Source organism: Pseudomonas sp. LS2P72 (genome assembly GCF_054897865.1).
The window spans coordinates 939,788-950,910 of record NZ_CM142708.1 but is presented as its reverse complement, the minus strand read 5'-3'; the positions used below and the strand labels follow the sequence as shown (position 1 = coordinate 950,910).

Annotated in this window: 14 protein-coding genes and 2 pseudogenes; 12 read left to right on the top strand and 4 right to left on the bottom strand. The window is 59.5% G+C overall.

Annotated features, from left to right (window positions below; all coding sequences use genetic code 11):
- Positions 1-51 precede the first annotated feature (51 nt).
- A complete protein-coding gene (locus tag ACYZUA_RS04340; RefSeq protein ID WP_461962203.1) occupies positions 52-483 on the bottom strand; it encodes an NINE protein in 432 nt (143 codons plus the stop codon).
- 250 nt (positions 484-733) lie between these two features.
- On the opposite strand from ACYZUA_RS04340, the gene ACYZUA_RS04335 reads away from it, so the two are divergent.
- A complete protein-coding gene (locus tag ACYZUA_RS04335; protein WP_461962202.1) occupies positions 734-1,351 on the top strand; it encodes a C40 family peptidase in 618 nt (205 codons plus the stop codon).
- Between the two features lie 96 nt (positions 1,352-1,447).
- On the opposite strand, the gene ACYZUA_RS04330 is transcribed toward ACYZUA_RS04335, so the two are convergent.
- The gene (locus ACYZUA_RS04330) at positions 1,448-2,482 is read right to left on the bottom strand and encodes a type IV pilus twitching motility protein PilT (RefSeq protein ID WP_095127084.1); all 1,035 of its coding nucleotides are present in this window, start codon (positions 2,480-2,482) and stop codon (positions 1,448-1,450) included.
- Positions 2,483-2,677: 195 nt separating this feature from the next.
- Between ACYZUA_RS04330 and ACYZUA_RS04325 the strand changes: the two genes are divergently transcribed.
- From ACYZUA_RS04325 to ACYZUA_RS04280, 10 genes are all read left to right on the top strand, one after another.
- Positions 2,678-3,373: a YggS family pyridoxal phosphate-dependent enzyme gene (locus ACYZUA_RS04325; RefSeq protein WP_461962201.1), complete on the top strand. Its 696-nt coding sequence runs from the start codon at positions 2,678-2,680 to the stop codon at positions 3,371-3,373.
- Positions 3,374-3,397: 24 nt separating this feature from the next.
- A complete protein-coding gene (proC, locus tag ACYZUA_RS04320) occupies positions 3,398-4,216 on the top strand; it encodes a pyrroline-5-carboxylate reductase (protein ID WP_461962200.1) in 819 nt (272 codons plus the stop codon).
- Positions 4,217-4,226: 10 nt separating this feature from the next.
- On the top strand, positions 4,227-4,817 hold the full coding sequence (locus tag ACYZUA_RS04315; RefSeq protein WP_283182032.1) for a YggT family protein: 591 nt from the start codon (positions 4,227-4,229) through the stop codon (positions 4,815-4,817).
- A 4-nt stretch (positions 4,818-4,821) separates the two neighbouring features.
- Positions 4,822-5,118 carry a DUF167 domain-containing protein gene (locus tag ACYZUA_RS04310; RefSeq protein ID WP_461962199.1) on the top strand — a complete coding sequence of 99 codons (297 nt, stop codon included), beginning with the start codon at positions 4,822-4,824 and terminating at the stop codon, positions 5,116-5,118.
- 289 nt (positions 5,119-5,407) lie between these two features.
- Positions 5,408-6,547 carry a homoserine O-succinyltransferase MetX gene (gene metX / locus ACYZUA_RS04305; protein ID WP_461962198.1) on the top strand — a complete coding sequence of 380 codons (1,140 nt, stop codon included), beginning with the start codon at positions 5,408-5,410 and terminating at the stop codon, positions 6,545-6,547.
- 7 nt (positions 6,548-6,554) lie between these two features.
- Positions 6,555-7,175, top strand: coding sequence for a methionine biosynthesis protein MetW (metW, locus tag ACYZUA_RS04300; protein WP_461962197.1), 621 nt, complete (start codon positions 6,555-6,557; stop codon positions 7,173-7,175).
- Between the two features lie 26 nt (positions 7,176-7,201).
- Entirely contained in the window at positions 7,202-7,636 is a 435-nt protein-coding gene (locus tag ACYZUA_RS04295; protein WP_461962196.1) for a DUF4426 domain-containing protein, read from the top strand.
- Positions 7,633-8,229, top strand: coding sequence for an RdgB/HAM1 family non-canonical purine NTP pyrophosphatase (rdgB, locus tag ACYZUA_RS04290; protein WP_461962195.1), 597 nt, complete (start codon positions 7,633-7,635; stop codon positions 8,227-8,229). Before ACYZUA_RS04295 ends, rdgB begins: the two co-directional genes overlap by 4 nt.
- Positions 8,226-9,431, top strand: coding sequence for a radical SAM family heme chaperone HemW (gene hemW, locus ACYZUA_RS04285; protein WP_461962194.1), 1,206 nt, complete (start codon positions 8,226-8,228; stop codon positions 9,429-9,431). Before rdgB ends, hemW begins: the two co-directional genes overlap by 4 nt.
- A gap of 22 nt (positions 9,432-9,453) precedes the next feature.
- The gene (locus ACYZUA_RS04280; RefSeq protein ID WP_046045220.1) at positions 9,454-9,777 is read left to right on the top strand and encodes a DUF3392 domain-containing protein; all 324 of its coding nucleotides are present in this window, start codon (positions 9,454-9,456) and stop codon (positions 9,775-9,777) included.
- Positions 9,778-9,909: 132 nt separating this feature from the next.
- Here ACYZUA_RS04280 and trmB (ACYZUA_RS04275) read toward each other — a convergent pair.
- A pseudogene (trmB, locus tag ACYZUA_RS04275) lies at positions 9,910-10,149 on the bottom strand (tRNA (guanine(46)-N(7))-methyltransferase TrmB); the annotation flags it as partial.
- 4 nt (positions 10,150-10,153) lie between these two features.
- On the opposite strand from trmB (ACYZUA_RS04275), the pseudogene ACYZUA_RS04270 reads away from it, so the two are divergent.
- Positions 10,154-10,261 (top strand): annotated as a pseudogene (locus tag ACYZUA_RS04270) (DUF3392 family protein); the annotation flags it as partial.
- A gap of 132 nt (positions 10,262-10,393) precedes the next feature.
- On the opposite strand, the gene trmB (ACYZUA_RS04265) reads toward ACYZUA_RS04270, so the two are convergent.
- Positions 10,394-11,119, bottom strand: coding sequence for a tRNA (guanosine(46)-N7)-methyltransferase TrmB (gene trmB, locus ACYZUA_RS04265; protein WP_046053677.1), 726 nt, complete (start codon positions 11,117-11,119; stop codon positions 10,394-10,396).
- Positions 11,120-11,123: the final 4 nt, after the last annotated feature.

Genomic DNA, 11,123 nt, shown 5'->3' with positions numbered 1-11,123 from the left:
TACGGGATTGTGTATGACCTCCCTGTAGGAGCATGGCTTGCCAGCGATGGCTTACTGGAAGGCACCTCGGTTCTGGGCGTTGCGAATCGACACCTGGTCGTTCAGCGTCCAGAAGTCATACAGCACCCCCAGAAAGAACAACCCGCCCGTCACCAGGTACAGCAATCCGCTGATCCACTTCCCCTGATACATCCGGTGTACGCCGAATACCCCCAGAAACGTCAGCAGAATCCACGCCACGTTGTACTCGATAGGCCCGGCGGTAAAACGCAGGTCCGCTTCACGATCCATGGCCGGGATCAAAAACAGGTCGATCAGCCAACCGATACCCAACAAACCGAGGGTGAAGAACCAGATCGTCCCCGTCACCGGCTTGCCGTAATAGAAGCGGTGAGCGCCGGTAAAACCCAAAATCCACAGCAGGTAACCGATCACTTTGCTGTGCGTGTCTTGTTGCGGAACGGGCGGTTGATAGGTGTTCATGTAGGTCCTCGTTTCACACGATAGATAAATATTCTTTAAATCTTTGTGACTTTTTTACAGGTGGCCGACGTATGGCAAATGCTACCTTGTGTCCCGTCAAAGCCTTGTAGCACAAGCGTTGTGTTCGACAATCGCGTCTATTTTCAGCTTATTTGGTTCCGTTGACCCCAAGGTTGAATCGACCAACGGCCTCGGAAGGGCCAAAAAAGCTGTTATAAAGTTGCGCGCTAACTTATATGAGCCTTGCCTAATGCGTCCATTTTTCAAGACATGGCTAACCATTTGCCTTTTGATGCCACTGGCCGCCCACGCCACCAATCGTGAGCAACGTCTTCCTGACGTTAATGGTTACACCCAAAAATCCCATGTTTCTGCTCCTTCGAGCAAAAACAAACAGACCGTAAAACGCGCTCCCAAGCTGAGCAGCAAAAGCAGCCTGGTTCCGCCAATGGCGAGCAAGGAAAGCAGCGACGTGCTGAGCCGCGCCGTCAACGTCCTCGGTACACCGTACCGTTGGGGCGGCAGCAGCCCAAGTAAAGGGTTCGACTGCAGTGGCCTGGTGAAATACGCGTTCAATGACGCCACGTTTGACCTGCCGCGCACTTCCAATGCCATGGCCAGCGGTCATGGTGAGAAAGTCGATCGCAAGGATCTGAAGCCTGGCGACCTGATTTTCTTCAACATCAAGAGTCGTCGGGTCAATCACGTTGCCATCTACCTGGGCAACGACCGCTTTATCCACGCACCACGTCGTGGCAAGTCGGTGACCATCGACACGCTGAAGAAACCCTACTGGGAAAGCCACTACGTGGTTGCCAAGCGGGTTATGCCGAAAGAGAAGAACACCCTGCAGGTTGTTCAGCGCTGATATGAAATCCTGGGGCTGACCCGGGATTTACTTTGATCATGCGGCCCCCTTCGCGGGCGGTGATCCGACTTGCCCGCGAAGGCGTTTCTGGACCGATCAAAAACCATCCGGCGTGCGTGCCTTCTCCCGCGCATGCTCGCGGCTGATCAAGCCCTTGCTCACCAGCTCCTTCAAGCACATATCCAGCGTCTGCATCCCCAGGTTTCCCCCGGTCTGAATCGACGAGTACATCTGCGCCACTTTGTCTTCGCGGATCAGGTTACGGATCGCTGACGTACCGAGCATGATTTCGTGTGCCGCGATCCGCCCGCCGCCGATCTTCTTGACCAACGTCTGCGACACCACCGCCAGCAACGACTCGGACAGCATCGAACGAACCATCGATTTCTCGTCCCCCGGAAACACGTCCACCACCCGGTCGATGGTTTTCGCCGCCGAGGTCGTGTGCAGCGTGCCAAACACCAGGTGACCGGTTTCGGCGGCGGTCAACGCCAGGCGAATGGTCTCGAGATCCCGCATCTCCCCCACCAGAATTACGTCCGGGTCCTCCCGCAGGGCCGAGCGCAGAGCCGTGGCGAAGCTGCGCGTATCACGATGGACTTCACGCTGGTTGATCAAGCATTTGCGTGACTCGTGGACGAACTCGATGGGGTCTTCGATGGTGAGGATGTGCTGATGGCGATGGGTGTTCAGGTGATCGATCATCGCTGCCAGGGTGGTGGATTTGCCGGAACCGGTCGGACCGGTCACCAGCACCAGCCCCCGCGGCGCCTCGGTAATCTTGCGAAACACTTCCCCCATGCCGAGGTCGTCCATGCTCAGGACCTTGGACGGAATGGTCCGGAACACCGCGCCAGCCCCGCGATTGTGGTTGAACGCGTTAACCCGAAAACGCGCCACGCCGGGCACGTCGAAGGAGAAGTCGGTTTCCAGGTGCTTCTCGAAGTCCACCCGCTGCGTGTCGTTCATGATGTCGTAGATCAGCGCCTGCACCTGCTTGTGGTCCAGGGCCGGCAGGTTGATGCGCCGCACATCGCCGTCGACCCGAATCATCGGTGGCAGGCCGGCAGACAGATGCAAGTCGGACGCGCCCTGTTTCGCGCTGAAAGCCAGCAGCTCAGTGATATCCATAGCGTTCCTCAATTCCAGTAGAATGCCGCGAACCTTCAGCCGCCGGCGCCTAATCCTCGCCTGATAAAGTCGCCGAGCGATGATCAGGCAAGGCAAAAGTCGGCGAAGAAGCGGAGTTGACGTCAGTCAATGAGCATTTTGAGTCGACTTTTAACGCCGCATGATCGAGTGCAGGCACTTTTCAGGCAGGATTTGATGTCCACGATAGCAGACAACATGGCTCAGGTTAGTTCACGCATCCACGCCGCTGCCGTCGCCGCAAAACGCGATGAAGACAGCGTCCAGCTGCTGGCTGTGAGCAAGACCAAGCCCGCCGAAGCCCTGCGCGAAGCGTATGCCGCCGGGCTGCGCGACTTTGGCGAGAACTACCTGCAGGAAGCCCTGGGCAAACAGCTCGAATTGGCCGACCTGCCCTTGATCTGGCACTTCATCGGCCCCATTCAATCGAACAAGACTCGCGCTATCGCCGAGCACTTCGCCTGGGTGCATTCCGTGGATCGTTTGAAAATCGCACAACGCCTGTCCGAACAACGTCCCGCCGATTTGCCGCCTCTGAACATCTGCATCCAGGTCAACGTCAGCGGTGAAGCCAGCAAGTCCGGCTGCTCCCCGGCCGACCTGCCGGCCTTGGCCAATGCCATCAGCGAACTGCCACGCATCAAGCTACGTGGGTTGATGGCAATCCCCGAGCCGACTGAAGATCGCGCCGCTCAGGATGCCGCTTTTGCTGCCGTGCAGCGCCTGCAAGCCAGCCTGAACCTGCCGCTCGACACACTTTCCATGGGTATGAGCCACGACCTCGAGTCGGCCATCGCCCAGGGCGCCACTTGGGTCCGTATCGGTACGGCCCTGTTTGGCGCCCGTGATTACAGTCAGCCTCACCGTGGCTGACTCACCTCTCTATAAGGACCTGACATGAGCAAGACTCGTATTGCCTTTATCGGTGCCGGCAACATGGCGGCCAGCCTGATCGGCGGCCTGCGCGCCAAAGGTCTGGACGCTGCGCAGATCCGCGCCAGCGATCCGGGCGCTGAAACCCGCACTCGCGTGAACGCTGAACACGGTATCGAGGTGTTCGCCGACAATGCCGACGCCATTCAGGGCGTGGACGTGATCGTGCTGGCGGTCAAACCCCAAGCGATGAAAGCCGTCTGCGAAGCGCTTCGCCCAAGCCTCAAGCCGAATCAACTGGTGGTCTCGATTGCGGCCGGTATCACCTGCGCCAGCATGAACAACTGGCTTGGCGCCCAACCGATCGTGCGTTGCATGCCCAACACCCCGGCGCTGCTGCGTCAGGGCGTGAGTGGTTTGTTCGCTACGGCTGAAGTGAGCACCGAGCAGCGCAAACAGGCGCAAGAATTGCTGTCCGCCGTCGGCATCGCACTGTGGCTGGATGAAGAGCAACAACTGGACGCGGTCACCGCCGTCTCCGGCTCGGGCCCTGCGTACTTCTTCCTGCTGATCGAAGCCATGACCGCCGCTGGCGTGAAGCTCGGTCTGCCAGCAGACATCGCCGCACAACTGACCCTGCAAACCGCTTTGGGCGCTGCTCACATGGCCGTGGCCAGTGACGTCGACGCTGCGGAACTGCGTCGCCGCGTGACATCGCCTGCGGGCACGACGGAAGCGGCGATCAAGTCGTTCCAGGCCGGCGGCTTCGAAGCCCTGGTAGAAAAAGCACTCGGCGCCGCTGCGCACCGCTCGGCCGAGATGGCCGAACAATTGGGTCAATAAGGAGCCTTACATGATTGGATTGAACACTGCAGCGGTCTACGTGCTGCAAACCCTCGGCAGCCTGTACCTGCTGATCGTGCTGCTGCGCTTCGTACTGCAACTGGTACGCGCAAACTTCTACAACCCGCTCTGCCAGTTCGCTGTGAAAGCTACTCAGCCGCTGCTCAAGCCATTGCGCCGGATCATCCCGAGCATGTTCGGCCTGGACATGTCCTCGCTGGTGCTGGCGATCCTCGTGCAACTGGCGCTGATGGCCCTGACCCTGCTGCTGACTTACGGCACCATCGGCAACCCGCTGCAATTGCTGATCTGGTCGCTGATCGGCGTGACCGCGCTGTTCCTGAAGATTTTCTTCTTTGCCCTGATCATCAGCGTGATCCTGTCGTGGGTCGCACCGGGCAGCCATAACCCTGGCGCCGAGCTGGTGAACCAGATCTGCGAACCGGCCCTGGCGCCGTTCCGCAAGATCCTGCCAAACCTTGGCGGCCTGGATATCTCACCGATCCTGGCGTTCATCGTGCTCAAGCTGATCGACATGCTGGTGATCAACAACCTCGCCGCCATGACGATGATGCCGGAAATCCTGCGTCTGCTGATCTGACCCGGTGAGCTACTTTCGCTGGGACGGTGACGACTTGATTCTGGAGTGTCACCTGCAACCGGCGGCCCGCAGTGATGATTTCTGCGGGCTGCATGGTGATCGATTGAAGATCCGCCTGACGGCGCCGCCGGTTGAAGGCAAGGCCAATGTGTATTTGATGGCGTTTCTGGCCAAGGCGTTTGGCGTGTCCAAGAGTCAGGTCAGTTTGATTAGTGGGGAGCTGAACCGGCAGAAGCGCGTGCGGATTTGCTCGCCGAAGAAGTTGCCGGATTTGCCGGGCTTGGTGCTGCGTTCGCTTTGATTGGGTGTCGCTTCATAAAGCCACCCCTCACCCCAGCCCTCTCCCCAGTGGGGAGAGGGGGGAAAGGGAGCCGATCTCGGTTGATTTCAATCCTGAGTTCGACTCGATATTTCAGGTCGATGTAACTCGAATGAGCACCTCGGTCAGTCCCCTCTACCCTCTGGGGAGAGGGTTAGGGTGAGGGGTCGATCCAACGCCGAGCCCCCATTTCCCAAACACCTCGGCCTTAGCTTGCTGCTAAAGGCAGCGGTCTTTAGACTTACGCCTCATTTCAACGAGAGCAGGGTCGATGCCAGCTGCCTTCCCCCCCGATTCTGTTGGTCTGGTGACGCCGCAAGTGGCGCACTTCAGTGAACCCCTGGCCTTGGCCTGCGGGCGTTCGCTCCCAGCTTATGACCTGATCTACGAAACCTACGGCACGCTGAACGCCGCGGCGAGCAACGCCGTGCTGATCTGCCACGCCTTGTCGGGTCACCATCACGCTGCCGGTTTCCATAGCACCGACGATCGCAAACCCGGTTGGTGGGACAGCTGCATCGGGCCTGGCAAACCGATCGACACCCACAAATTCTTCGTGGTCAGCCTGAACAACCTCGGCGGCTGCAACGGCTCCACCGGCCCGAGCAGCACCAACCCGGAAACCGGCAAGCCGTTCGGTGCCGACTTCCCGGTGCTGACCGTGGAAGACTGGGTTCACAGCCAGGCGCGTCTGGCTGACCTGCTCGGCATCGGCCAATGGGCCGCCGTGATTGGCGGCAGTCTCGGTGGTATGCAGGCGATGCAGTGGAGCATCACCTACCCGGAGCGCATTCGCCACTGCCTGGCCATCGCCTCGGCCCCCAAGCTGTCGGCGCAGAACATTGCCTTCAACGAAGTGGCGCGCCAGGCGATCCTGACCGACCCCGAATTCCACGGCGGTTCGTTCCAGGAAGCGGGCGTGATCCCCAAGCGTGGCTTGATGCTGGCGCGGATGGTCGGGCACATCACGTACTTGTCCGACGACTCCATGGGCGAGAAATTCGGCCGGGGCCTGAAGAGCGAGAAGCTCAACTACGATTTCCACAGCGTCGAGTTCCAGGTCGAAAGCTACCTGCGTTATCAGGGCGAAGAGTTCTCCGGGCGCTTCGACGCCAACACCTACCTGCTGATGACCAAGGCGCTGGACTACTTCGATCCGGCGGCGAACTTCGATGATGACCTGGCGAAAACCTTCGCCAACGCCCAAGCCAAGTTCTGCGTGATGTCCTTCACTACCGACTGGCGCTTCTCCCCTGCCCGCTCGCGGGAACTGGTGGACGCGCTGATGGCGGCCAGGAAAGACGTCTGCTACCTCGAGATCGACGCTCCGCAAGGCCACGACGCCTTCCTGATTCCGATCCCGCGCTACTTGCAGGCGTTCAGCAATTACATGAACCGCATTACGTTGTGAGAAAGCCATGAGAGCAGATCTGGAAATCATCCAGGAATGGATCCCCGCCGGCAGCCGCGTGCTCGACCTCGGTTGTGGTGACGGCGAATTGCTGACCTGGCTGCGCGAAAACAAGCAAGTCACCGGCTATGGCCTGGAAAACGACCCGGACAACATCGCCGAGTGCGTGGCCAAGGGCATCAACGTGATCGAGCAGGACCTGGACAAGGGCCTGGGCAACTTTGCCAGCAACAGCTTCGACGTCGTGGTCATGACCCAGGCGCTGCAAGCCGTGCACTACCCGGACAGAATCCTCGACGAAATGCTGCGCGTCGGTCGCCAGTGCATCATCACCTTCCCCAACTTCGGTCACTGGCGCTGCCGCTGGTACCTGGCGAGCAAGGGCCGGATGCCGGTGTCCGATTTTCTGCCGTACACCTGGTACAACACGCCGAACATTCACTTTTGCACCTTCGAAGACTTTGAAGCGTTGTGTCGCGAACGTGAAGCCAGGGTCATTGATCGGCTTGCCGTGGATCAACAGCATCGGCACGGGTGGGCCAGTAAGCTATGGCCTAATCTGTTAGGTGAGATCGGTATTTACCGCGTCAGCAGCCCAGGGCTGCAAGACCACAAGGTCGCTGTCTGAACCACGAAATTCCAAGGAGAACGAACATGGGTCGTCTAGCGCTGTTTTTACTCACTGCCTGCCTGAGCGTCACTGCTATGGCCGCCGACGTCATCAAAGGCGAGCGCAAGGAAACCTTTGGCGATGTAACGGTGCATTACAACACCTTCAACTCCACCTTCCTGACACCGGACATTGCCAAAGCAGCCGGGCTGACACGAAGCAAGAACCAGGGTGTGATAAACGTCTCAGTGCTCAAGGATGGCAAGCCAATGACCGCTGAAGTCAACGGCACGGTCAAAGACCTCACCAGCCAAAGCGTTTCGTTGAAGTTCAAACAGGTCACCGAACAGGGCGCTATCTACTACATCGCGCAATACCCGGTCGATCAGCAGGAAACCCGTACCTTCCAGATCAACGTGAAGAACGGCGATAAAACCAACACCATCAATTTCAACCAAGAGCTTTTCCCAGGCGAATGATCAATTTCACGCAACTCGTACTGGCCAGCCATAACGCCGGCAAACTCAAGGAACTTCAGGCCATGCTTGGCGAATCGGTGCAATTGCGCTCGATCGGTGAGTTCAGCAGCGTCGAACCTGAAGAAACCGGTCTGTCGTTCGTCGAAAACGCCATCCTCAAGGCCCGCAATGCCGCGCGCATCTCCGGCCTGCCGGCGCTGGCCGACGATTCGGGGTTGGCAGTCGATTTCCTCGGCGGTGCGCCGGGTATCTACTCGGCTCGTTATGCCGACGGTCAGGGCGATGCGGCGAACAACGCCAAGCTGCTCGACGTATTGAAAGACGTGCCGCAAGCCGAGCGCGGTGCGCAATTCGTTTGCGTGCTGGCGCTGGTGCGTCATGCCGACGATCCGTTGCCGATCCTCTGCGAAGGCCTGTGGCACGGACGAATCCTGCCAGCGGCCAGCGGCGAACACGGTTTTGGTTACGATCCGCTGTTCTGGGTGCCGGAGCACGATTGCTCCAGTGCCGAGTTGAGCCCGAGCGACAAGAACCTCATCAGCCACCGCGCCCGTGCAATGGATCTGCTGCGCCAGCGTCTGGGCCTGAAATGATCCATGACTCATCCGCATCGCCGCTGATCTTCGGCGGTGATGCCCAATCGCCTCGGGCCGCCCTGCCTGTACTGCCGCCCCTGGCGCTGTACATCCACATCCCGTGGTGTGTGCGCAAATGCCCTTATTGCGACTTCAATTCCCACACCGCCAGCCCGGTGTTGCCGGAAGAAGAATATGTGGACGCGCTGCTGGCCGACCTCGATCAGGACCTGCATGCGGTTTACGGCCGTGAGCTGAGTTCGATCTTCTTTGGTGGCGGCACGCCGAGCCTGTTCAGCGCTGAAGCCCTGGGCCGTTTGCTTAAAGGCGTCGAGCAGCGCATTCCGTTTGCCAGCGACATCGAAATTACCCTGGAAGCGAATCCCGGGACGTTTGAACAAGAGAAGTTCGTTGCCTACCGGGCGCTGGGCATCAATCGCCTGTCGATCGGCATCCAGAGCTTTCAGGAAGAGAAACTCAAGGCGTTGGGGCGGATTCACAACGGTGACGAAGCGGTACGTGCCGCCGGCATGGCCCGTCAGGCCGGATTCGACAACTTCAATCTGGACTTGATGCACGGTTTACCCGATCAGTCCCTGGACGACGCGCTGAGCGACCTGCGCCAGGCCATCGCCCTGAAGCCGACCCACGTGTCCTGGTATCAGCTGACCCTGGAGCCGAACACGGTGTTCTGGAACCAGCCGCCGACGCTGCCGGAAGACGACACGCTGTGGGACATTCAGGAGGCCGGTCAGGCGCTGTTGGCCGAGCACGGTTACGCGCAATACGAAGTCTCGGCGTACGCCCAACCCGGTCGTCCGGCGCGGCATAACCTCAATTACTGGAGTTTCGGCGACTTCATCGGCATCGGCGCCGGGGCTCACGGCAAGCTTAGTCACCCGGACGGGCGCATCGTCCGTACCTGGAAAACCCGTCTGCCGAAGGACTACCTCAACCCGGCCAAAAGCTTCAAGGCTGGGGAGAAAGCCCTGACCAATGAAGAGCTGCCGTTCGATTTCCTGATGAACGCCTTGCGCCTGACCGAGGGTGTGGAATCGCGACTGTATCCGGAACGCACCGGGCTGAGCCTGGAAAGCCTCGCCGAACGCCGGCGCGAAGCCGAACAAAGTGGCTTGTTGCAGGTCGAACCGTCACGTCTGGCGGCCACCGAGCGCGGACAACTCTTCCTCAATGACTTGCTGCAGACATTTCTGAGCTGATTTCAGCCTTAAGGGAAAACGAATGGATTTGATACTCGACCTGCTCGCCACCGCGTCCCGCTGGAGCCGTAGCAACCTGTCTGAAATCGCTCTGGCACTGGTGGGCTGCCTGCTGGTGTTGTTTGGCGCCGACATCAAAGGCTGGGTCGACCAACGCCTGGGCAGCATCGCCGGCGCCTTGCGCGTCCCGCTGATGGCCCTGCTGTGCATGATCGGCAGCGGCGTCGCGCTGATTTACGCCACGCCATGGATCATCAAAGGCCTGAGCCAATTCAACAACTACAGCCTGGCGCCGGTGTTGTTGGTGGTGCTGGTGCTCATCGGGGTCGTCGCCGACCGCCGCTGATTCCAACCACAACACAAAACCTGTAGGAGCCGAGCTCGCTCGCGATGGCGGCTTAACAGTCAGCACAAATGTTGAATGTTATGGCCTCATCGCGAGCAAGCTCGGCTCCTACAGTTTGTGTAGCGTTACGACTTAAGACTGTTTTTCGAACTTCAGGTCCCACACACCATGCCCAAGACGTTCGCCGCGGCGTTCGAACTTGGTGATCGGGCGCTCGGTCGGGCGCGGGACGCATTTGCCGTCTTCGGCCAGGTTGCGATAGCCCGGCGCGACGTTCATCACTTCCAGCATGTACTCGGCGTACGGTTCCCAATCGGTGGCCATGTGCAACACACCGCCGACCTTCAACTTGCTGCGCACCAGCTCAGCGAACGATGCCACGCCATGGATCATCAAAGGCCTGAGCCAGTTCAACAACTACAGCCTGGCGCCGGTGTTGTTGGTGGTGCTGGTGCTCATCGGGGTCGTCGCCGACCGCCGCTGATTCCAACCACAACACAAAACCTGTAGGAGCCGAGCTCGCTCGCGATGGCGGCTTAACAGTCAGCACAAATGTTGAATGTTATGGCCTCATCGCGAGCAAGCTCGGCTCCTACAGTTTGTGTAGCGTTACGACTTAAGACTGTTTTTCGAACTTCAGGTCCCACACGCCATGCCCAAGACGTTCGCCGCGGCGTTCGAACTTGGTGATCGGGCGCTCGGTCGGGCGCGGGACGCATTTGCCGTCTTCGGCCAGGTTGCGGTAACCCGGCGCAACGTTCATCACTTCCAGCATGTACTCGGCGTACGGTTCCCAGTCGGTGGCCATGTGCAACACACCGCCGACCTTCAACTTGCTGCGCACCAGCTCAGCGAACGATGCCTGAACGATACGACGCTTGTGGTGGCGGCTCTTGTGCCACGGGTCCGGGAAAAACAGCATCAGGCGATCGAGGCTGTTGTCGGCCACGCAACGGTTGAGCACTTCGATCGCGTCACAATCGTAGACCCGCAGGTTGGTCAGGCCCTGAGTGAGCACGCCGTTGAGCAGCGCACCAACACCCGGACGGTGCACTTCCACGCCGATGAAATCCTGTTCCGGCGAAGCCGCGGCCATTTCCAGCAGCGAATGACCCATGCCGAAACCGATTTCCAGCGAGCGCGGTGCCGAACGACCGAACACCTGATCGAAATCCACCGGCGCATCGGCCAGAGGCAACACGAACAGCGGCGTGCCCTGCTCCAGACCTTTTTGCTGGCCTTCGGTCATGCGCCCGGCGCGCATCACGAAACTCTTGATGCGGCGGTGTTGGCGCTCTTCGCCTTCTTCCGGCTGGATAGGCGTTTCGTTTGATTCAGTCATCAAT